The sequence below is a fragment of the Streptomyces sp. NPDC048338 genome (assembly GCF_043201055.1).
In the GTDB taxonomy this organism is placed as follows: domain Bacteria; phylum Actinomycetota; class Actinomycetes; order Streptomycetales; family Streptomycetaceae; genus Streptomyces.
The window spans coordinates 291,137-312,575 of the sequence record NZ_JBICYQ010000009.1 but is presented as its reverse complement, the minus strand read 5'-3'; the positions used below and the strand labels follow the sequence as shown (position 1 = coordinate 312,575).

19 protein-coding genes are annotated in these 21,439 nt (G+C 72.0%); 1 reads left to right on the top strand and 18 read right to left on the bottom strand.

Annotated elements, in window-relative coordinates; genetic code table 11:
- Nucleotides 1–76: 76 nt before the first annotated feature.
- The 14 genes from ACGFZF_RS22570 to pyrR all read right to left on the bottom strand — a co-directional run bounded on the left by ACGFZF_RS22570 (nucleotide 77) and on the right by pyrR (nucleotide 17,030).
- Nucleotides 77–2,230, bottom strand: coding sequence for a primosomal protein N' (locus tag ACGFZF_RS22570; RefSeq protein WP_393556650.1), 2,154 nt, complete (start codon nucleotides 2,228–2,230; stop codon nucleotides 77–79).
- Between the two features lie 150 nt (nucleotides 2,231–2,380).
- Complete coding sequence (metK, locus tag ACGFZF_RS22565) at nucleotides 2,381–3,589, bottom strand: methionine adenosyltransferase (RefSeq protein ID WP_147977085.1); 1,209 nt, start codon at nucleotides 3,587–3,589, stop codon at nucleotides 2,381–2,383.
- Nucleotides 3,590–3,848: 259 nt separating this feature from the next.
- Nucleotides 3,849–5,063 carry a bifunctional phosphopantothenoylcysteine decarboxylase/phosphopantothenate--cysteine ligase CoaBC gene (gene coaBC, locus ACGFZF_RS22560; RefSeq protein WP_393556647.1) on the bottom strand — a complete coding sequence of 405 codons (1,215 nt, stop codon included), beginning with the start codon at nucleotides 5,061–5,063 and terminating at the stop codon, nucleotides 3,849–3,851.
- A 102-nt stretch (nucleotides 5,064–5,165) separates the two neighbouring features.
- Nucleotides 5,166–5,438, bottom strand: a complete 273-nt coding sequence (gene rpoZ / locus ACGFZF_RS22555) for a DNA-directed RNA polymerase subunit omega (protein WP_005319902.1) — start codon at nucleotides 5,436–5,438, stop codon at nucleotides 5,166–5,168.
- A 71-nt stretch (nucleotides 5,439–5,509) separates the two neighbouring features.
- Nucleotides 5,510–6,073 (bottom strand): guanylate kinase, encoded by a 564-nt coding sequence (gmk, locus tag ACGFZF_RS22550; protein ID WP_393556645.1) that lies wholly within the window; start codon nucleotides 6,071–6,073, stop codon nucleotides 5,510–5,512.
- Between the two features lie 49 nt (nucleotides 6,074–6,122).
- On the bottom strand, nucleotides 6,123–6,446 hold the full coding sequence (locus ACGFZF_RS22545) for an integration host factor (RefSeq protein WP_147977088.1): 324 nt from the start codon (nucleotides 6,444–6,446) through the stop codon (nucleotides 6,123–6,125).
- 309 nt (nucleotides 6,447–6,755) lie between these two features.
- Nucleotides 6,756–7,643, bottom strand: a complete 888-nt coding sequence (gene pyrF / locus ACGFZF_RS22540) for an orotidine-5'-phosphate decarboxylase (protein ID WP_393556643.1) — start codon at nucleotides 7,641–7,643, stop codon at nucleotides 6,756–6,758.
- Nucleotides 7,640–8,749 carry a quinone-dependent dihydroorotate dehydrogenase gene (locus ACGFZF_RS22535; RefSeq protein ID WP_393556641.1) on the bottom strand — a complete coding sequence of 370 codons (1,110 nt, stop codon included), beginning with the start codon at nucleotides 8,747–8,749 and terminating at the stop codon, nucleotides 7,640–7,642. Before ACGFZF_RS22535 ends, pyrF begins: the two co-directional genes overlap by 4 nt.
- 299 nt (nucleotides 8,750–9,048) lie before the next feature.
- Nucleotides 9,049–12,357, bottom strand: a complete 3,309-nt coding sequence (gene carB / locus ACGFZF_RS22530; RefSeq protein ID WP_393556639.1) for a carbamoyl-phosphate synthase large subunit — start codon at nucleotides 12,355–12,357, stop codon at nucleotides 9,049–9,051.
- Nucleotides 12,350–13,507 carry a glutamine-hydrolyzing carbamoyl-phosphate synthase small subunit gene (gene carA / locus ACGFZF_RS22525; protein ID WP_393556637.1) on the bottom strand — a complete coding sequence of 386 codons (1,158 nt, stop codon included), beginning with the start codon at nucleotides 13,505–13,507 and terminating at the stop codon, nucleotides 12,350–12,352. Before carA ends, carB begins: the two co-directional genes overlap by 8 nt.
- Nucleotides 13,504–14,073, bottom strand: coding sequence for a hypothetical protein (locus ACGFZF_RS22520; protein WP_393556635.1), 570 nt, complete (start codon nucleotides 14,071–14,073; stop codon nucleotides 13,504–13,506). The genes carA and ACGFZF_RS22520 overlap by 4 nt, the downstream gene beginning before the upstream one ends.
- Nucleotides 14,070–15,356: a dihydroorotase gene (locus tag ACGFZF_RS22515; protein WP_356600866.1), complete on the bottom strand. Its 1,287-nt coding sequence runs from the start codon at nucleotides 15,354–15,356 to the stop codon at nucleotides 14,070–14,072. Before ACGFZF_RS22515 ends, ACGFZF_RS22520 begins: the two co-directional genes overlap by 4 nt.
- 2 nt (nucleotides 15,357–15,358) lie before the next feature.
- Nucleotides 15,359–16,339 carry an aspartate carbamoyltransferase catalytic subunit gene (locus tag ACGFZF_RS22510; RefSeq protein ID WP_147977095.1) on the bottom strand — a complete coding sequence of 327 codons (981 nt, stop codon included), beginning with the start codon at nucleotides 16,337–16,339 and terminating at the stop codon, nucleotides 15,359–15,361.
- 115 nt (nucleotides 16,340–16,454) lie between these two features.
- Entirely contained in the window at nucleotides 16,455–17,030 is a 576-nt protein-coding gene (gene pyrR / locus ACGFZF_RS22505) for a bifunctional pyr operon transcriptional regulator/uracil phosphoribosyltransferase PyrR (protein ID WP_147977096.1), read from the bottom strand.
- A 246-nt stretch (nucleotides 17,031–17,276) separates the two neighbouring features.
- Between pyrR and bldD the strand changes: the two genes are divergently transcribed.
- Nucleotides 17,277–17,777 (top strand): transcriptional regulator BldD, encoded by a 501-nt coding sequence (gene bldD / locus ACGFZF_RS22500; protein WP_030214967.1) that lies wholly within the window; start codon nucleotides 17,277–17,279, stop codon nucleotides 17,775–17,777.
- Between the two features lie 290 nt (nucleotides 17,778–18,067).
- Here the strand turns inward: bldD and nusB are convergent, their stop codons facing one another.
- The 4 genes from nusB to ACGFZF_RS22480 all read right to left on the bottom strand — a co-directional run bounded on the left by nusB (nucleotide 18,068) and on the right by ACGFZF_RS22480 (nucleotide 21,434).
- Nucleotides 18,068–18,499: a transcription antitermination factor NusB gene (gene nusB / locus ACGFZF_RS22495; RefSeq protein WP_393556632.1), complete on the bottom strand. Its 432-nt coding sequence runs from the start codon at nucleotides 18,497–18,499 to the stop codon at nucleotides 18,068–18,070.
- A 2-nt stretch (nucleotides 18,500–18,501) separates the two neighbouring features.
- Nucleotides 18,502–19,068 (bottom strand): elongation factor P, encoded by a 567-nt coding sequence (gene efp / locus ACGFZF_RS22490; RefSeq protein ID WP_147977098.1) that lies wholly within the window; start codon nucleotides 19,066–19,068, stop codon nucleotides 18,502–18,504.
- A 49-nt stretch (nucleotides 19,069–19,117) separates the two neighbouring features.
- Entirely contained in the window at nucleotides 19,118–20,224 is a 1,107-nt protein-coding gene (locus ACGFZF_RS22485; RefSeq protein ID WP_393556629.1) for an aminopeptidase P family protein, read from the bottom strand.
- Nucleotides 20,225–20,534: 310 nt separating this feature from the next.
- The gene (locus tag ACGFZF_RS22480; protein WP_393556627.1) at nucleotides 20,535–21,434 is read right to left on the bottom strand and encodes an AAA family ATPase; all 900 of its coding nucleotides are present in this window, start codon (nucleotides 21,432–21,434) and stop codon (nucleotides 20,535–20,537) included.
- Between the last annotated feature and the right edge of the window lie 5 nt (nucleotides 21,435–21,439).

Below are 21,439 nucleotides of genomic sequence, written 5' to 3'. Positions count from 1 at the left end.
CCGGGCCGGGCGGGCCGGGCAAGTCGGGTCGGGTCTCCCCGTTCCCGGGTGGGCGACGAGCCGCCGCCCGCACGCCTCAGCCGATGTCCGGCGGGTCGACCCGGACCCTCACCGGTTCGCCTCCGCCACGGGCCAGGCGGCCGGCCTGAGCCTTCTTCAGCGCCGCCGCCAGCGCGGCGCCGTTGCCGGGCGGCACCCGGACCAGCGCCCGCTCCCACTGTTCCCCCGGCGGGGTGTCGCCGGGCCGCCGAGGTCCGCCGGGCCGGACGACGGGCAGTGCCACCGGGCCCAGCACCTCGGCGTCGTGCGGCAGTTCGGCCGTCGCGAGGAAGGATTCCAACGCCTCCGGCGGACCCGACACCGCGGCCATCCGCGAGACCGGGGGGAAGCCCAGCTCCGCCCGCTCGGCCAGTTCCCGCTGCGCGTGGCCGACCGGGTCCCAGCGCACCAGCGCCTGCACCGGCCGCAGCGTCGGCTCCGCGACGATCACCACGACCCCGCCGGCGCCCTCGTCCCCCTGGCCGCGTACGAGCGAGGCCGCGTCGATCCAGCGCCGCAGGGCCTCCTCGCCCGCCCGCAGGTCGGGGCGGCCGAGCATGGCCCAGCCGTCCAGCAGCAGCGCCGCGGCGTAGCCGCCCTCGGCGACGGGTTCCGCGCCCGGTGTGGAGACCACCAGCGCGGGCCGTCCCGGCACGGTGTCCAGGATGTGGTCCCGGCCCGAGGTGCGGACGGGCACCGCCGGGAACGCCCGGCCGAGCTCCTCCGCCGTGCGCCGCGCGCCGACGACCTGGGCGCGCAGCCGGGTCGACCCGCAGGCGACGCAGTGCCAGTCGGGAGCGCCCCGGCCGCACCATCCGCAGCGCAGTTCCCGCTGCTCCGGCGCCTCCAGCGGTCCCGCGCAGTGCCGGCAGCGCGCGGGGGTGCGGCAGCGTTCGCAGGCGAGGCGCGGTACGTAGCCCCGGCGAGGCACCTGGACGAGCACGGGTCCCGTCTTCAGTCCCTCCCGTACCGCCTGCCAGGCCAGCGTGGGCAGGCGCGCGGCCCGCGCGGCCTCGTCGCGGGCCAGGTCCGTGTCCCCCACCGTGCGCACCAGCGGGGCCGCGGCCCGCACCTGATCGCGGTTCGCGGCCAGCGGCCGGGCCCAGCCGCTCTCCACCAGCTGGGCGGCCTCGACGGTGCAGCTCGTGCCGCCCAGCAGAAACGCGCACCCGTCGTGGGCGGCGCGCAGGAGCAGCACGTCGCGGGCGTGCGGCTGCGGGGCGTGCGGCTCGCTGTGGCTGCCGTCGCCGTCGTCCCAGATGGCGACGAGGCCGAGGTCCCGTACGGGCGCGAACATCGCGGCCCGGGTGCCCACCACCGCCCGTACCGCGCCCCGCCTGACGGCCAGCCACTGGGCGTACCGCTTCTCCGGCCCGGTCTCCGCCGTCAGGACGGCGTGCCGGCCGGCGCCCAGCACCCGTGTGAGCGCCTCGTCGACCCGGCCGACGGCACGCCCGTCCGGGACCACGACGAGGGCGCCGCGGCCGGACGCGAGGGTGGCCGCGACCGCGCGGGCCAGCTCCTCGGCCCAGTACGGCCCGGGCAGGGCGTTCCACACGGCCCGGGGCGCACCGCCGCGGGCGAGGGCGTCGAGGAAGGCCGGTCCCTGTCCGTAGCGCGCCCAGGTACCGGGTTCGGGAGCCGTCGGCGGGGGCAGCGGGTCGGGCGAGGGCCTGGCCTCGGCCCGGGCGCTGCGCGGCGGGACGGCCAGCTGGAGCACGTCGGCCAGGCTGCCGGCGTAGCGGTCGGCCACGGCCCGGGCGAGGCCGAGCAGCTCGGGGCTGAGGACGGGCTCCGGGGAGACGACGTCGGCGAGGGCGGCGAGGGCGCCCCGGTAGTCCGACTCCGCCCGCCGCTCGACGAGGAAGCCGTCGATGAGGCGTCCGCCCTCGCGCCGGCCCTCGCGCACCTGGTGGTTGCCGGCCCCGAAGCGCACCCGCACCCGGACGCCGGGCTGCGCGACGGCGTCCAGCTCCTCCGGGACGGCGTAGTCGAAGAACTGGTCGAGGTGGAGCACGCCCTTGTTGACCACCACCCGGGCCACGGGCAGCTCCTTGGCCAGCGCGGCGCCGCGCCAGGTCCGGGGCTTGGCCCGCGGCACCTTCGCCGTGCGCACGGTCTCCCGGATGAGCGCGAGCTGCTCGGGCGGCTCGTCGGCCGGCTCCTCGGACTTCTCGTTCTCGCTGCTCACAGCTGAATTCCTACCAGACCGCTCCGACAAGCCGGTGTGCGCCGGCGGCCGGGCCGGGCGCCGGCGAGGCTCCGGCGGGCGGATACGCGAGAGCCCGGCACCCCCTGCGGGGTACCGGGCTCCCGACCGGCGCTACTTTGACGACAGGCCCTAGACGCCGGCGGCCTTCTTCAGCGCGTCCACGCGGTCCGTGCGCTCCCAGGTGAAGTCGGGAAGCTCGCGGCCGAAGTGGCCGTACGCCGCGGTCTGCGAGTAGATCGGGCGCAGCAGGTCGAGGTCGCGGATGATCGCGGCCGGGCGGAGGTCGAAGACCTCGCCGATGGCGTTCTCGATCTTCTCGGTCTCGATCGTGTTGGTGCCGAAGGTCTCGACGAAGAGACCGACGGGCTCGGCCTTGCCGATCGCGTACGCGACCTGGACCTCGCAGCGCGAGGCGAGGCCGGCGGCCACGACGTTCTTGGCGACCCAGCGCATGGCGTAGGCGGCCGAGCGGTCGACCTTGGACGGGTCCTTGCCGGAGAAGGCGCCGCCACCGTGGCGGGCCATGCCGCCGTAGGTGTCGATGATGATCTTGCGACCGGTGAGGCCGGCGTCGCCCATCGGGCCGCCGATCTCGAAGCGGCCGGTCGGGTTGACCAGCAGGCGGTAGCCGTCGGTGTCCAGCTTGATGCCGTCCTCGAGCAGCTCCTTGAGGACGTGCTCGACGACGTACTCGCGGACGTCGGGGGCGAGCAGCGACTCGAGGTCGATGTCGGAGGCGTGCTGCGAGGACACGACGACCGTGTCGAGGCGGACGGCCTTGTCGCCGTCGTACTCGATGGTGACCTGGGTCTTGCCGTCGGGGCGCAGGTACGGGATGGTCCCGTTCTTGCGGACCTCGGTGAGGCGGCGCGAGAGGCGGTGCGCGAGGAAGATCGGGAGCGGCATGAGCTCCGGGGTCTCGTCCGACGCGTAGCCGAACATCAGGCCCTGGTCGCCGGCGCCCTGCTTGTCGAGCTCGTCCTCGTCACCCTCGACCCGCTTCTCGTAGGCGGTGTCGACGCCCTGAGCGATGTCCGGGGACTGCGACCCGATGGAGACCGAGACGCCGCAGGACGCGCCGTCGAAGCCCTTCTTCGAGGAGTCGTACCCGATCTCGAGGATCTTGTTGCGGACCAGGGTGGGGATGTCGGCCCACGCCTTGGTCGTGACCTCACCGGCGACGTGCACGAGGCCGGTGGTGATCAGCGTCTCGACGGCCACGCGCGAGGTGGGGTCCTCACGGAGGAGTGCGTCGAGGATGGTGTCGCTGATCTGGTCAGCGATCTTGTCGGGGTGACCTTCGGTCACGGACTCCGAGGTGAAGAGACGACGGGACACAACGCTCCCAATGGTTGCAGCGGCTGCTGGCTGAACAAGGTCGGACGGCAGGGGGCTGCGCCCCGCGTCGTACCGAGACCAGTCTATCGGTCACGATCGGGCATTGGGCCAGGTGTCTCGCAAGATGGGAGCCTGATCACGGCCGATTTCCGGCCCTCGCTCCTCGCGTACACCCGCCCCGTCCGCCCGGCCGCGGCCGGTTCCACCGGATTCTCAGCCACCCATGACGGTGAACTCCGGAAGAAGAGTCTCGGGAATCCTACGCGACGGCGGGACGCAGGCGGGGAACGACCAGATCCCAGACCGTCTCGGCGAGAGCTTCCTTCGGTCCATAGGGCACGGCGGTCTCCGCACCGTCGGACGCGAGCACCACGGCCTCGTTCTCCTCGGATCCGAAGGTCTTGCGCTCCCCCACCTCGTTGACGACGAGCAGGTCGCAGCCCTTGCGGCGGAGTTTCTCCCGACCGTTGGCCAATACGTCGTCCGTCTCGGCGGCGAAGCCGACGACGACCTGGCCGGGCAGGGCGCGCTCGGCGGAGATCTCGGCCAGGATGTCGGGGTTGCGGACGAGCTCGACCGTGGGCGCCTCGACGCCGTCCTTCTTCTTGATCTTTCCGGCCGCGTAGGCCGCGGGGCGGAAGTCGGCGACGGCCGCGGCCATCACCACGGCGTCGGCGTCACCGGCCGCCTTCAGGACGGCCTCGCGCAGCTGGACGGCGGTGCCGACGTGGACCACGTCGACGCCCGCGGGGTCCGGGATGCCGGTGTTCGCCTCGATGAGCGTGACCCGGGCACCGCGGGCGGCGGCGGCCCTGGCCAGGGCGTAGCCCTGCTTGCCGGAGGACCGGTTGCCGAGGTAGCGGACGGGGTCGAGGGGCTCGCGGGTACCGCCGGCGGTCACCAGCACGTGCCGGCCCGCCAGGTCGGGCTCGGCCGTTCCGCGCGCGAGGACGCGTCGGCAGACCTCGAAGATCTCGGCCGGGTCGGGCAGCCGGCCCTTGCCGGTGTCGACGCCGGTGAGGCGGCCGACGGCGGGCTCGATGACGACGGCGCCGCGGCGGCGCAGGGTCGCCACGTTCTCCTGGGTGGCCGGGTGCTCCCACATCTCGGTGTGCATGGCGGGTGCGAAGACGACCGGACAGCGGGCGGTGAGCAGCGTGTTCGTGAGCAGGTCGTCGGCGAGGCCGTGGGCGGCCTTGGCGAGCATGTCGGCGGTGGCCGGGGCGACCACGACGAGGTCGGCGGCCTGGCCGATCCGCACGTGCGGGACCTCGTGGACGGACTCCCAGACCTCGGTGGAGACGGGGTTGCCGGACAGGGCGGACCAGGTGGCGGCGCCGACGAAGTTCAGGGCGGAGTCGGTCGGGACGACGCGGACGTCGTGGCCCGACTCGGTCAGCCGCCGCAGCAGCTCACAGGCCTTGTACGCGGCGATCCCGCCGCTGACCCCCAGGACGACCTTCGGCTTTGCCACGGCGCTCAACTTCACTCCCCGCACTCGGATGCGTACGACTCCATGAGACACCACAGGCCCGGCGGATGTTCCGCCGGGCCTGTGGTGAAAAGCGATACGTGCTTACTGCGCCGGGCCCTCGATGGCCTCGGAGGTCAGCAGACCCGCGTTGATCTCGCGCAGGGCGATCGAGAGCGGCTTCTCGTGGACGTGGGTGTCGACGAGCGGACCGACGTACTCGAGCAGGCCCTCGCCGAGCTGCGAGTAGTACGCGTTGATCTGACGCGCGCGCTTGGCCGCGTAGATCACGAGGCTGTACTTCGAGTCGGTGGCCTCGAGCAGCTCGTCGATCGGCGGGTTGATGATGCCCTCGGGCGCGGTGATGGAAGAGGACACGCTCTAGCCTTCCGAAGAAACTTCTGGGTGAGCTGATCCGGAGTGATCAGGTCCAGGCGATCAAAAATCGATCAAACAACGTTCATCAAGGCTAGCAGCTCGCGCGCCACGTCCTCGACGGAGGTGTTGACCAGGGTGGTGTCGAACTCGGCCTCCGCGGCCAGCTCGACCTTGGCGGCCTCCAGCCGGCGCTCGATGACCTCGGGCGACTCGGTGCCGCGGCCGGTGAGCCGGCGGACCAGTTCGTCCCAGCTCGGCGGGGCCAGGAAGACCAGCTGCGCCTCCGCCATGGACTCCTTGACCTGCCGGGCGCCCTGGAGGTCGATCTCCAGGAGGACCGGCTCGCCGGCCTCCAGCCGGTCCAGGACGGCACGGCGGGGCGTGCCGTAGCGGTTGCCCGCGAACTCGGCCCATTCGAGGAGCTCGCCGTTGGCGACCAGCTTGTCGAATTCGTCGTCCGTGACGAAGAAGTACTGGACGCCGTGCTTCTCGCCGGGTCGCGGCTTTCGTGTCGTGGCCGACACCGAGAGCCAGACCTCGGGGTGGACCTTGCGCATATGAGCGACGACCGTGCTCTTACCCACCCCGGAGGGGCCGGAGAGCACGGTCAGCCGCGGACGTACCTCTGCTGCCATGCAGCGATTATTCCAGCTTTACGGGAGTGCCTGGGACGGCCACCCCGGCTCAGGAACCGGTGCTGCCGAACTCGCGCTCCAGGGAGGCGATCTGGTTGGAACCGAGACCGCGCACGCGCCGGCTCTCGGAGATGCCGAGCCGCTCCATGAGCTGCTTGGCGCGGACCTTGCCGACGCCGGGCAGGGACTCGAGCAGCGCGGAGACCTTCATCTTGCCGATGACGTCGTTCTCCTGGCCCTGCTTGATGACCTCGTGGAGGGAGGCGCCGGAGTGCTTGAGTCGATTCTTGACCTCGGCCCGCTCCCGGCGAGCCGCGGCGGCCTTTTCGAGCGCGGCTGCGCGCTGTTCAGGGGTAAGGGGCGGAAGAGCCACGCCTACGTCACCTCGGATGTCGAACTGTCGGATACGGACCGGTGAGGAGGCTGGTCGCCCCACACCAGTGGAGCAGCGGACAACGCTTGCGCCGTTGAACGCTGACTCTGCCCCGGAGACTAGCGGCCCGCGCCTCTCCAGTCAGCGAGAACAGACGAAAAGTCCTGGTCAGCATCGACCGACCAGGACATTTCCGGCATAAGGACCGGCTTTTCGGCCAAGTTCTTACCAAGGAGTGAGACAGCTCCGACCTGCGGATTGGCAGAAAGCGGGCCGGAGCCCTCCGCCGGGCCGGCGGATCGGGTCCCGTCAGGCGCCGACGGCCTCGCGGATCTCGTGCGCGAACCGCTCCGCCGAGGCCCGCAGCGCGGACGCGTCCGGACCGTGCCGCAGGACCCCGCGGCTGACGTTCGGGACGACGTTGCGGACCGCCGGGCCGAAGACCGCGGGAAGGTCGGCCGCGGTCGCGCCCTGCGCGCCGATGCCGGGGGCCAGGAGGGGGCCGTTGATGTCGAGGTCGAAGGACGAGAGATCGCCGAGGGTGGCACCGACGACCGCGCCGAAGGAGCCCATCGGGGTCTCCCCCGCGTTCTCCGCCGCCAGGTGCGCCAGCATCGTCGCGCCGATCGTCAGGCCGGCCGGGTCGTCGGTGCGTACCGCCCGCTGGACCTCCGCGCCCTCCGGGTTGGAGGTGAGGGCCAGGACGAACAGCCCCGCGCCGCTCTCGCGCGCCAGGTCCACCGCCGGCCGCAGCGAGCCGTAGCCGAGGTAGGGCGAGACGGTGAGCGCGTCCGAGAAGAGGGTCGAGTCCTTGTGGAGGAAGGTCTCGGCGTAGGCGGCCATGGTGGAGCCGATGTCGCCGCGCTTGGCGTCCATGAGGACGAGCGTGCCCGCCGCCCGGGCGTCGGCCACGGTGCGCTCCAGCACGGCGATGCCCCGGGAGCCGAAGCGTTCGAAGAAGGCGGCCTGCGGCTTGAAGACGGCGACCTGGTCGGCCAGGGCCTCGACCACGGTCCGGGAGAAGCGCTCCAGGCCGGCGACGTCGTCGCTCAGGCCCCAGGAGGCGAGCAGCTCGGCGTGCGGGTCGATGCCGACGCAGAGCGGCCCTCGCTCGTCCATGGCGGAGCGGAGGCGGGCACCGAACGTCGGGGGCCGCCCGGAGGGCGTCGATGCGGGGCGGTGCGGGAGGGCGTTCACTGCGCGGCCTTTCGGGTGTCGGCGCCGACGGCTTCGGCGAGGGTGGCGTACGGGGAGGCCGCCAGGCGGGCGGCGAGGCCCTTGTGGATCGCGCGGGCGTAGAACGGACCCTCGTAGATGAAGGCGCTGTATCCCTGGATCAGGGTGGCACCGGCGAGGATGCGCTGCCAGGCGTCCTCGGCGTTCTCGATGCCGCCGACGCCCACCAGGGTGATCCGGTCGCCGACCCGCGCGTGGAGGCGGCGCAGGACGGCCAGCGAGCGCTCCTTGACGGGGGCTCCGGACAGACCGCCGGTCTCCTGGACCAGGGCCGGGTCGGACTTCAGGCCGAGGCCCTCGCGGGCGATGGTGGTGTTGGTGGCGATGATTCCGTCGAGACCGAGCTCCAGGGCCAGGTCCGCGACCGCGTCGACGTCCTCGTCGGCCAGGTCGGGGGCGATCTTGACCAGGAGCGGGACGCGGCGGCCGGTGACCGTGCGGTCGGCCGCCTCGCGCACCGCCGTGAGCAGCGGGCGCAGGGACTCGGTGGCCTGGAGGTTGCGCAGGCCGGGCGTGTTCGGCGAGGAGACGTTGACGACCAGGTAGTCGGCGTGGGCGGCCAGGCGCTCGGTGGACGTGACGTAGTCGCCCGCCGCCTCGGCCTCCGGGACGACCTTGGTCTTGCCGATGTTGACGCCCACCACCGTCTTGAAGACCGGCACGCGGGCGCTCAGGCGGGCGGCGACGGCGGCGGAGCCCTCGTTGTTGAACCCCATGCGGTTGATCAGGGCGCGGTCGGGGACCAGCCGGAAGAGCCGCTTCTTGGGGTTGCCGGGCTGCGCCTGGCCGGTGACCGTGCCGATCTCGACGTGGTGGAAGCCGAGCATGGACATGCCGTCGATGGCGACGGCGTTCTTGTCGAAGCCGGCCGCGAGACCGAAGGGGCCGTGCATCCGCAGGCCGAGGGCCTCGGTGCGCAGCTCCTTGTACCGGGGCGCTAGGACGGCGGCGACGAAGGTCCGCAGGACCGGGACGCGGGCCGCCAGCCGGATCCAGCGGAAGGCCAGGTAGTGGGCCTGCTCCGGGTCCATGCGCTTGAAGACGAGGTCGAAGAAGAACTTGTACATGTCTGTTCAGATCCAGGTCTGCTCATGAAGAGGGGGACACCGCGGGTCCTGCCGGTGTCCCCCCTGCTTCGTCCGGGGCTGCTGGTGCCTCTCGTCGGGATCTTGCCGGGCTCGGCCTGATCCCGACGAAGGACCTAGGTCCTGTCCGGGCGATCTTCTCAGGCCCGCGACGACGGCTGCGGCGTCTCGCGGCGTTGTCGGAGTCGCCCGAGTACGCCCAGTACGAGGGCGATCCTCCGCCTTGCGATACACCACATCCGACGCCGCGGGCCGGTCCTCAAAGATCGCCCGGACAGGACCTAGTCGCGGGCCGCGATCAGGTGTTCCGCGTGCTCCTGGAGGGAGCGGACGCCCACGTCGCCGTGGTTGAGCGCGTCGATGCCCTGGACGGCCGCGGCGAGCGCCTGGACCGTGGTGAGGCAGGGGACGCTGCGGGCCACCGCCGCCGTACGGATCTCGTAGCCGTCGAGGCGGCCGCCCGTGCCGTACGGGGTGTTGACGATCAGGTCGACCTGGCCGTCGTGGATCAGCTGGACGATCGTCTTCTCGCCGTTCGGGCCCTCGCCCTCGGACTGCTTGCGCACGATCGTGGCGTTGATGCCGTTGCGCTTGAGGACCTCGGCGGTGCCGGAGGTGGCCAGCAGCTCGAAGCCGTGGGCGACCAGCTCGCGGGCGGGGAAGATCATCGAGCGCTTGTCGCGGTTGGCGACGGAGATGAAGGCACGGCCCTTGGTGGGCAGCGGGCCGTAGGCGCCGGCCTGCGACTTGGCGTAGGCGGTGCCGAAGACCGCGTCGATGCCCATGACCTCGCCGGTGGAGCGCATCTCCGGGCCGAGGACGGTGTCCACGCCGCGACCGTGCACGTCGCGGAAGCGCGACCACGGCATCACGGCCTCCTTGACGGAGATCGGCGCGTCGAGCGGCAGGGTGCCGCCGTCGCCGGTCTTCGGGAGCAGGCCCTCCGCGCGCAGCTCGGCGACGGTGGCGCCCAGCGAGATGCGGGCGGCGGCCTTCGCCAGCGGCACGGCGGTGGCCTTCGAGGTGAAGGGCACGGTCCGCGAGGCGCGCGGGTTGGCCTCCAGGACGTAGAGGATGTCGCCGGCCATCGCGAACTGGATGTTGATCAGGCCGCGCACGCCGACGCCCTTGGCGATCGCCTCGGTGGAGGCGCGCAGGCGCTTGATGTCGAAGCCGCCGAGGGTGATCGGGGGCAGGGCGCAGGCCGAGTCGCCGGAGTGGATGCCGGCCTCCTCGATGTGCTCCATGACGCCGCCGAGGTAGAGCTCGGTGCCGTCGTAGAGGGCGTCGACGTCGATCTCGATGGCGTCGTCGAGGAAGCGGTCGACCAGGACCGGCCGGGTGGGGCTGATCTCGGTGGACTCGGCGATGTACGACTCGAGGCGGGCCTCGTCGTACACGATCTCCATGCCGCGGCCGCCGAGCACGTACGAGGGGCGGACGAGGACCGGGTAGCCGATCTCGTCGGCGATGGCCTTGGCGCCGGCGAAGGTGGTCGCGGTGCCGTGCTTGGGCGCGGGCAGACCGGCCTCGGCGAGCACGCGGCCGAAGGCGCCGCGGTCCTCGGCGGCGTGGATCGCCTCCGGGGAGGTGCCGACGACCGGCACGCCGTTGTCCTTGAGCGCCTGCGACAGGCCCAGCGGGGTCTGGCCGCCGAGCTGCACGACGACACCGGCGACGGGGCCGGCCAGCGTCTCGGCGTGGACGATCTCCAGGACGTCCTCCAGGGTGAGCGGCTCGAAGTAGAGCCGGTCGGAGGTGTCGTAGTCGGTGGAGACGGTCTCCGGGTTGCAGTTGACCATCACGGTCTCGTAGCCCGCGTCGCTGAGCGCGAAGGAGGCGTGGACGCAGGAGTAGTCGAACTCGATGCCCTGGCCGATGCGGTTCGGGCCGGAGCCCAGGATGATCACGGCGGGCTTCTCGCGCGGGGCGACCTCGCTCTCCTCGTCGTACGAGGAGTAGAAGTACGGAGTCTTGGCGGCGAACTCGGCGGCGCAGGTGTCGACCGTCTTGTAGACCGGGCGGACGCCGAGCGCGTGCCGGACCTCGCGGACGACGTCCTCGCGCAGGCCGCGGATCTCGGCGATCTGGGCGTCGGAGAAGCCGTGGCGCTTGGCCTCGGCCAGGAGCTCGGGTTCGAGCTTCTCGGTGGCGGCCAGCTCGTCGGCGATCTCCTTGATCAGGAAGAGCTGGTCGACGAACCACGGGTCGATCTTCGTGGCGTCGAAGACCTCCTCCGGGGTGGCGCCGGCGCGGATCGCCTGCATGACGGTGTTGATCCGGCCGTCGGTGGGGCGGACCGCCTCGCGCAGCAGCTCGGCCTTGTCGCCCGGCTCGCCGGTGAAGGCGAACTGCGAGCCCTTCTTCTCCAGGGAGCGCAGGGCCTTCTGGAGCGCCTCGGTGAAGTTGCGGCCGATCGCCATGGCCTCGCCGACCGACTTCATGGTCGTGGTCAGCGTGGAGTCGGCGGAGGGGAACTTCTCGAAGGCGAAGCGCGGGGCCTTGACCACGACGTAGTCGAGCGTGGGCTCGAAGGAGGCCGGGGTCTTCTCCGTGATGTCGTTCGGGATCTCGTCCAGCGTGTAGCCGACGGCGAGCCGGGCGGCGATCTTGGCGATCGGGAAGCCGGTCGCCTTGGAGGCGAGGGCCGAGGAGCGGGAGACGCGGGGGTTCATCTCGATGACGATGATCCGGCCGTCTTCGGGGTCGATCGCGAACTGGATGTTGCAGCCGCCGGTGTCGACGCCGACCTCGCGGATGATCGCGATACCGATGTCCCGCAGACGCTGGTACTCGCGGTCGGTGAGGGTCATCGCCGGCGCGACGGTGATCGAGTCACCGGTGTGGACGCCCATCGGGTCGAAGTTCTCGATGGAGCAGACGACCACGACGTTGTCGGCCTTGTCGCGCATCAGCTCCAGCTCGTACTCCTTCCAGCCGAGGATGGACTCCTCCAGGAGCACCTCGGTGGTCGGGGAGAGCGTGAGGCCCTGGCCGGCGATGCGGCGCAGCTCCTCCTCGTCGTGGGCGAAGCCGGAGCCGGCGCCGCCCATGGTGAAGGAGGGGCGGACGACGACGGGGTAGCCGCCGAGGGTGTCGACGCCCTGGAGGACGTCCTCCATGGAGTGGCAGATGACCGAGCGGGCGGACTCGCCGTAGCCGATCTTGGCCTTGACGGCCTCGACGACGCCCTTGAAGAGGTCGCGGTCCTCGCCCTTGTTGATGGCCTCGACGTTGGCGCCGATGAGCTCGACGCCGTACTTCTCCAGCACGCCCTGCTCGTGCATGGAGATCGCGGTGTTGAGCGCGGTCTGGCCGCCGAGGGTGGGCAGGAGGGCGTCCGGGCGCTCCTTGGCGATGATCTTCTCGACGAACTCGGGGGTGATCGGCTCGACGTAGGTGGCGTCGGCGATCTCCGGGTCGGTCATGATCGTGGCCGGGTTGGAGTTGACCAGGATCACCCGCAGGCCCTCGGCCTTGAGCACGCGGCAGGCCTGGGTGCCGGAGTAGTCGAACTCGGCGGCCTGGCCGATGACGATCGGGCCGGAGCCGATGACCAGGACGGACTGGATATCGGTGCGCTTAGGCACGCTCGGCCTCCATCAGGGATACGAAACGGTCGAAGAGGTACGCGGCGTCGTGCGGGCCCGCGGCCGCCTCGGGGTGGTACTGGACGGAGAAGGCCGGCTGGTCGAGCAGCTGGAGACCTTCGACGACCTGGTCGTTCAGGCACACGTGGGAGACCTCGGCACGCCCGAAGGGGGTGTCGGAGACCTTGTCGAGGGGCGCGTCGACGGCGAAGCCGTGGTTGTGCGCGGTGACCTCGACCTTGCCGGTGGTGCGGTCCTGCACCGGCTGGTTGATACCGCGGTGGCCGTACTTCAGCTTGTACGTGCCGAAGCCGAGCGCGCGGCCGAGGATCTGGTTGCCGAAGCAGATGCCGAAGAGCGGCGTGCGGCGGCTGAGGACCTCGCGCATGACGGCGACGGGGCCGTCGGCGGTGGACGGGTCGCCCGGGCCGTTGGAGAAGAAGACGCCGTCGGGCCGGACGGCGTAGACGTCCTCCGCGGTGGCCGTGGCGGGCAGGACGTGGACCTCGATGCCGCGCTCGGCCATCCGGTGCGGGGTCATGCCCTTGATGCCGAGGTCGACGGCCGCGACGGTGAACCGCTTGGTGCCGATCGCCGGGACGACGTAGGTCTCCTTGGTGGCGACCTCGGCGGAGAGGTCGGCACCGCTCATCTCGGGGGCCTGGCGGACCTCGGCGAGCATGGTGCCCTCGTCGGGCAGCGCGTTGCCGGAGAAGATGCCGACGCGCATGGCGCCGCGCTCGCGCAGGTGGCGGGTGAGGGCGCGGGTGTCGATGCCGGAGATGCCGACGACGCCCTGGGCGGCCAGCTCCTCGTCCAGCGAACGGCGGGAGCGCCAGTTGGACGGGACCCGGGCGGGGTCGCGGACGACGTAGCCGGCCACCCAGATCCGCTGCGACTCGGGGTCCTCGTCGTTGACTCCGGTGTTGCCGACGTGCGGCGCGGTCATCACGACGACCTGCCGGTGGTAGGACGGGTCGGTGAGGGTCTCCTGGTAGCCGGTCATGCCGGTGGAGAACACGGCCTCGCCGAAGGTCTCCCCCACGGCCCCGTAGGCGCGGCCGCGGAACATGCGGCCGTCCTCCAGGACGAGTACGGCGGGCGCGGCCTTGTGCCTCTGCGAGGCCGCTCCCTGGATGGAGGTCGTCATCGTGCGATGCCTTCCGTCGGATTGATCTGGTTCATGGAGTTGACGGCCTCGACCCAGGCGGCGTGCTCCGCCGCGCGGTCGGACCGGAAGCCTGAGTCGAGGAGCTTGTCGCCGTGCGCCCAGGTGACGATCAGCAGCCCGCCCTCGGCGAGGACCTTGCCGGCGATGCCCTTGTCGAGCCGGGCCTCGCGCAGGGCCGCCTTCGGGATGAGGAAGTCGTTCGCGCCGGGGCGCACGACCTCGATCCCGGCGTCGGTCAGACGGAGCTCGGCCCGGCTGCGGACGCCGAGGCCGTGGGCGACGATCCGGTCGAGCCACTGCCCGGCCGTGGTCGAGCCGTGGTAGCGCCCGCTGAGAGTCAGTGTGGCGTCACCGGCGGTCTCCGGCACGGCGGACAGGGCGGGGAGGTCCGACTGGAGGCTGCCGCGCCACTTCCATCCCTGGCGCATCAGCCAGTAGACGAAGGCGACGAAGAGGAGCAGTCCGGCGACCCAGCCGAGCCGCCCGGCCCAGTCGGTCACCTCCGCCGACTTCTGTTCCGCAGCGAATGCGATGAGAGGTGTCACGCCAGCTTCCCGTCCACGACCGTTGCCCGGCCCCGCAGGAAGGTGTGGGTGACGCGTCCCGGCAGCTCGCGGCCCTCGTACGGGGTGTTGCGGCTGCGGGAGGCGAAGCCCGCGGGGTCCACGGCTCCACGGTATGCCGGATCCACCAGCGTCAGGTTCGCGGGCTCACCTGCCGAGACGGGGCGTCCGTGTCCGGTGGCCCGTCCGATCCGGGCGGGCGTGACGGACATCCGGTCGGCGACGCCGGCCCAGTCGAGCAGCCCGGTCTCCACCATCGTCTGCTGGACGACGGAGAGCGCGGTCTCCAGGCCGACCATGCCCATGGCGGCGGCGGCCCACTCGCAGTCCTTGTCCTCGTGCGGGTGCGGGGCGTGGTCGGTGGCGACGATGTCGATCGTGCCGTCGGCCAGGGCCTCGCGCAGGGCGAGCACGTCACGCTCGGTGCGCAGCGGCGGGTTGACCTTGTAGACCGGGTTGTACGAGCGGACCAGCTCGTCGGTCAGCAGCAGGTGGTGCGGGGTGACCTCGGCGGTGACGTCGATGCCGCGGGACTTGGCCCAGCGGACGATCTCGACGGAGCCGGCGGTGGAGAGGTGGCAGATGTGGACGCGGGAGCCGACGTGCTCGGCGAGGAGGACGTCGCGGGCGATGATCGACTCCTCGGCGACGGCCGGCCAGCCGCCGAGCCCGAGCTCGGCCGAGACGACGCCCTCGTTCATCTGGGCGCCCTCCGTCAGGCGGGGCTCCTGGGCGTGCTGGGCGACGACGCCGCCGAAGGCCTTCACGTACTCCAGGGCGCGGCGCATGATCACGGCGTCGTCGACGCACTTGCCGTCGTCGGAGAAGACGGTGACGCCCGCGGCGGAGTCGTGCATGGCGCCGAGCTCGGCGAGCTTCTTGCCCTCCAGGCCGACGGTGACGGCGCCGATCGGCTGCACGTCGCAGTAGCCGTGCTCCTTGCCGAGGCGGTAGACCTGCTCGACGACGCCGGCCGTGTCGGCCACCGGGAAGGTGTTGGCCATGGCGAAGACGGCCGTGTAGCCGCCGGACGCGGCGGCGCGGGTGCCGGTGAGGACGGTCTCGGAGTCCTCACGGCCGGGCTCGCGCAGGTGGGTGTGGAGGTCGACCAGCCCGGGCAGCAGGATCCGCCCCTCGGCCTCGATCACGGTCGCGCCCTCGGCCGACAGGCCGGTGCCGACCTCGGCGATCGTCTCGCCGTCGATCAGGACGTCCTGGGCCTCGCCGCCCAGCACCTTCGCACCCCGGATAAGGATCTTGCTCATGGTTACTTGCTCTCCTCGGTACGGGTGTGGGTGACGGCGGAGTCGTTTCCGCCCAGAAGCAGGTAGAGGACCGCCATGCGGATGGAGACGCCGTTGGCGACCTGCTCGACGACCGTGCAGCGGTCGGAGTCGGCGACCTCGGCGGTGATCTCCATGCCGCGGACCATGGGTCCGGGGTGCATCACGATGGCGTGCTCGGGCATCTTGGCCATCCGGTCGCCGTCGAGCCCGTACCGGCGCGAGTACTCGCGCTCGGTCGGGAAGAAGGCGGCGTTCATCCGCTCGCGCTGCACACGCAGCATCATCACCGCGTCGGACTTCGGAAGCACGCGGTCGAGGTCGTAGCTGACCTCGCAGGGCCAGGTCTCGACGCCGACCGGGACCAGGGTGGGCGGGGCCACCAGGGTGACCTCGGCGCCGAGGGTGTGCAGCAGGTCGACGTTGGAGCGGGCGACCCGGCTGTGCAGGATGTCGCCGACGAGCGTGATGCGCCGGCCGGCCAGGTCCTTGCCGAGCCCGGCGTCGCGGCCGACGAGCCGGCGCCGCATGGTGAAGGCGTCCAGCAGGGCCTGGGTGGGGTGCTGGTGGGTGCCGTCGCCGGCGTTGACGACGGGGGCGTCGATCCAGCCGGAGGTGGCCAGGCGGTAGGGGGCGCCGGAGGCGCCGTGCCGGATGACGACGGCGTCGACGCCCATCGCCTCCAGGGTCTGCGCGGTGTCCTTGAGCGACTCGCCCTTGGAGACGCTGGATCCCTTGGCCGCGAAGTTGATGACGTCGGCGGAGAGGCGCTTCTCGGCGGCCTCGAAGGAGATCCGGGTGCGGGTGGAGTCCTCGAAGAAGAGGTTGCAGATCGTGCGGCCGCGCAGGGTGGGCAGCTTCTTGATCGGCCGGTCGGCCACCCGGGCCATCTCCTCGGCGGTGTCGAGGATGAGGACGGCGTCGTCGCGGGTGAGGTCGGCGGCCGAGATGAGGTGACGCATCATCGGGATGTCTCTCCGGGGTGGGGAGGTCGGGGGTCCGGGGTGGCCCCCAGAAGGTCCGTCGGACATGCGGGTGCGCAGGGGTGTGCCCCGGGACCCGCCGGTGGTGCCGGTCGGGTCAGGCGGGCTTGCCGCCGAGCAGCACGGTGTCGCGACCGTCCTCCTCGGCGAGCTGCACCTTGACCGTCTCGCGCAGCGACGTGGGGAGGTTCTTGCCGACGTAGTCGGCGCGGATCGGCAGTTCCCGGTGGCCGCGGTCGACCAGGACCGCGAGCTGCACGGCGCGGGGGCGGCCGATGTCGCCGAGGGCGTCGAGGGCGGCGCGGATGGTGCGTCCGGAGAAGAGCACGTCGTCGACGAGGACGACCAGGCGGCCGTCGATGCCGTCGGCGGGGATCTCCGTGCGGCCGATGGCGCGGGCCGGCTTCATCCGCAGGTCGTCGCGGTACATCGTGATGTCGAGGGAACCGACCGGAATCGTGCGTCCGGTGATCCCGGCGAGCTTGTCGGCCAGCCGGCGGGCGAGGAAGACGCCGCGGGTCGGGATGCCGAGGAGGACCACGTCGTCGGCGCCCTTGGCGCGTTCGACGATCTCGTGGGCGATACGGGTCAGGACCCGTGCGATGTCGGGGCCCTCCAGAACGGGGCGGGCCTCGTCGAGAGGTTGCTGCGTGTCGTGCTGCGGTGCGTCCATATGAAACGGACCTCCTTCTCCGCCTCACGGGACGGATCTTAAAGGACGTCGGAATTGCGTCCTCGACTTTACCAGGGGCGGGCGAGTGCCCTGCTCACCACCCTGCCGACCCTCCGGGCGCCGTCCCTCGGGAGGGGCCGGTACGGACCATTCGGCTTGACGGAGCCAAGTAACGCTGCGTAACCTCACAGTGAGTTACCAGCCACGCGGCGGAGCCGCACGTTGTCACAGCGTCCGGGGAGCTATATGTCCAGCGAATACGCAAAGCAGCTCGGGGCCAAGCTCCGCGCGATCCGCACTCAGCAGGGCCTCTCCCTCCACGGTGTGGAAGAGAAGTCCCAGGGCCGCTGGAAGGCCGTCGTGGTCGGCTCGTACGAGCGCGGCGACCGTGCGGTGACCGTGCAGCGCCTCGCCGAGCTGGCGGACTTCTACGGCGTCCCGGTGCAGGAGCTCCTGCCCGGCACGACCCCCGGCGGGGCCGCCGAGCCGCCGCCGAAGCTGGTTCTGGACCTGGAGCGCCTGGCCCACGTCCCGCAGGAGAAGGCCGGTCCGCTGCAGCGTTACGCAGCGACCATCCAGTCCCAGCGCGGTGACTACAACGGCAAGGTGCTGTCGATCCGCCAGGACGACCTGCGCACGCTCGCCGTCATCTACGACCAGTCGCCGTCGGTGCTGACCGAGCAGCTCATCAGCTGGGGGGTGCTGGACGCGGACGCGCGCCGCGCCGTGGCTCACGAGGACAGCTGAACCACACCCGCTGAACACTCAGCAGAAACGTTGCCGCCAGGGTGACGGAAGGCCTGCGGGCCTTCCGTCACCCTGGCGGTCTTTTCACGCCCGGCCCGGCTCGGGGCCCTGGCCCCGGTCCCGGCTCGCGCCCCACTGGCCCCAGGAGGCTCTGGGAGCCCCGCGGGCCCCAGGAGGTAGCACAGACCCCCGCGGCCCCAGGAGGCAGCGCGAGGGGCCGTGTCCGGGCATACGAAGGGGCCCGCAGCACCGAGTGCTGCGGGCCCCTTCGTATGCCGGGAGATCGCCTCTCAGGCGTCCCGGCGCAGGCGCGGCTTCAGGTCCTTGAAGCGGCCCAGCAGGCCGTTCACGAACGACGGGGACTCGTCGGTGGAGAACTCCTTGGCGAGCTGCACCGCCTCGTCGATCGCCACCGCGTCCGGGGTCTCGTCCAGCCAGATCAGCTCGTACGCGCCGAGCCGGACGATGTTCCGGTCCGCGACGGGCATCCGGTCCAGGTCCCAGTCCACCGCGTAGGTGGCGATGAGCTCGTCGATCCGGTTCGCGTGGTCCGCGTATCCCTCGACCAGCACCATCGTGAACTCGTTGACCGGCGGCTGGCGGTCGTCGGACCGCGCGTGCCGCACCCAGTCGGCGAGCACTTCCTGCACGGACGCTTCGCGCTGGTCGGCCTCGAACAGGATCTGGAAGGCCCGCTTACGGGCCTTGCTCCGGGCAGCCACGGTTAGCTGTTCACCCGGCCGAGGTAGTCGCTCGAGCGGGTGTCGACCTTGATCTTCTCACCGGTGGTGATGAAGAGCGGGACCTGGATCTCGTGGCCGGTCTCCAGCGTGGCCGGCTTGGTGCCACCGGTGGAGCGGTCGCCCTGGACGCCCGGGTCCGTGTGCTGGATGGTGAGCTCGACGGCGGCGGGGAGCTCGACGTAGAGCACCGAGCCCTCGTGCTGCGCGACCGAGGCGGTGAAGCCCTCGATCAGGAAGTTCGCGGCGTCGCCGACGGACTTGCGGTCGACGTGCAGCTGGTCGTAGGTCTGCATGTCCATGAAGACGAAGTAGTCGCCGTCCATGTACGAGAACTGCATGTCGCGGCGGTCGATGGTGGCCGTCTCGACCTTCACGCCGGCGTTGAACGTCTTGTCGACGACCTTGCCGGAGAGCACGTTCTTGAGCTTGGTGCGCACGAAGGCCGGGCCCTTGCCGGGCTTGACGTGCTGGAACTCGACGACGGACCAGAGCTGGTCCCCGTCGAGCTTGAGCACCATGCCGTTCTTGAGGTCGTTCGTGGAAGCCACGGTTGCGGAATCTCCTGGACTGACGTGGGACCAGAGAGGCGTGCGCGCCCTAGAGCGCGAGCAGCTCCTTGGTCGTAATGGTGAGTAGCTCGGGTCCGCCGTCCGCCTCCTGGCGCACGACGAGCGTGTCATCGATCCGGACCCCGCCCCGGCCCGGGAGGTGGACCCCCGGTTCGACGGTGACCGGCACACAAGCGTCCAGTTTACCCATGGCCGAGGGTGCGAGCTGCGGGTCCTCGTCGATTTCCAGACCGACACCGTGGCCGGTGAGGGCCGGAACGGCCTCGCCGTGGCCCGCCGCGGCCAGTATCTGCCGGGCCGCGCGGTCCACGTCGCGGCACTCGGCCCCGGGGGCCAGCGCCTCGCGTCCGGCCCGCTGAGCGGCGAAGACGAGGTCGTACAGCTCGATCTGCCAGTCCGCCGGCGTCGTGCCGATGACGAAGGTGCGGCCGATCTCGCAGCGGTAGCCGCGGTAGTTCGCGCCGAGGCAGACGGAGAGGAAATCGCCCTCCTCGACCCGGCGGTCTGAGGGCCGGTGGCCGCCCCGGCCCGAGTTCGGGCCGGTGGCCACGGAGGTCGGGAAGGCGGCGCCGTCGGCACCGTGGTCGACCAGCCGGCGCTCCAGCTCCAGGGCGAGATGGCGCTCGGTCCGCCCGACCAGGATCGACTCGAGGAGCTCCCCGAGCGCCTGGTCGGCGATCTCGGCGGCGATCCGCAGGCAGGCGATCTCGTCCTCGTCCTTGACGATCCGCAGCTGCTCGACGGCCCCGCCGAGGTCGGCCAGGCGCAGCCGGGGCGCGACCGACCCCATCGCGCGGTGCCGGGCCACCGTCAGATGGTGCTCCTCGACGGCGAGGGCGTCCGCTCCGGCCTTGCGGGCGAAGTCCACGGCCGCGACGGCCGGATCACCGCCGCCCGCGGGCAGCACGGCCTGCCGGAGCCGTTCGTCGAGCCGCCCGTCGGCGGGATCGCCGCCGGGCGCGACGGGGCAGAGCAGGACGTCCTCGTCCGGTCCGACCAGGAGGACGGACCCGAGGGGCGAACCGCCCGCGAGATAGCGGACGTTGGCGGGGCGGGAGACCAGGGCCGCCGGGCTGCCGGCCGCCGCGCACCGGTCGCGCAGCCGCACTCGACGGTCCGCATACACCTCTGACATGTTCCGAGCCTAGGACGGGCCGGACGGCCCGTCCTGCTCAGCGCCGCCGACCGGGCCACGGGTGAGGCGTCCGGACGCCTCGCCCCCGCGGTTCGTCCAGGGTGCCCGGCCGGCGGACGGCCGGCGACGCGGGCGGGTCCGGTGAGCGGTGCGGCGGACGGCCCGGTACGCGCGATCGCCCGGGTGGCCGGCGACGCGGACGGCCTCTGCGCACCGGACGCCGGCGGCGCTCCTCGACGACCGACGCGGGCCCGCCCGGCACCGGGGCCGGTCCGGCCGGGCGGCACCCAGGTGGGCGGGCTCGCCGCGGCTACCAGGTGGGCGGGCTCGCTATGGAACGCGCCAGCACCTCGTCCAGGACGCGGGCGGTGGTCTCCACGTCGTACTTGGAGTTGTCGATGATCGGCAGCCCGGAGCCGTACCAGCCCGCCATACGGCCGTGGATGGAGGCGACCTCCTCGTCCGAGAGGCGCCGGTTGCCGCTGCGCTCGGCGTTGCGTTCCAGGACGATCTCCAGACCCGGCAGCAGCACGACGGGAAGCAGGCCCGGGCCGACGTGCCGCTTCCAGCCGCCGAGGCCGACGACCGGCCGGTCGGGGAAGACGGCGTCGTCGAGAATGCAGGAGATGCCGTTGGCGAGGAAGTTGCGCGCGGCGAAGCCGCAGGTGCGGCGGGCCAGGCGGTACTGGGCCTCGGAGTGCTCGTTCCAGCCCGACTGCGGGTCCGCGAAGCCCGAGCACACCCACTCGCGCACGTCGTCGAGGCTGATGTGCGCGGTGGGCACGCGGCGGCTGCGGGCCCAGTGCCGGGCGACGGTCGTCTTGCCCGCTCCGGCGGGGCCGATCAGCAGGACGGCCAGGGTGGCGGCTCCGGTGCCGGGCTCGGCGGGCGGCGCGGCCGGCATCGGGACCGGCGGCAGCTGGACGTACCCGGTGGCGTCACCGGCGGGCGGGCCGGCCGGATGCGCGGCGCCCGGGCGGGAGGCAGGGGCGTGCGGCGGGCCGGCGTGCGGCGGGACCGGGCCGGGAACCCAGCCCGGGGCCGGCGGCGGACCGGGCGGCGCCTGATGCGGCGCGGCCGGCTGCGGAGGGGGCGGAGGCTGGTGCCCGTGCGGGGGCGCGGGGGGCACGGGGTGGTGTCCTCCCGGCCCGCCCGAGGCCCATCCGTGCTGTTCGGGCGGTGGCAACGGAGCCCCCACGCTGTGCTGCATCCGGC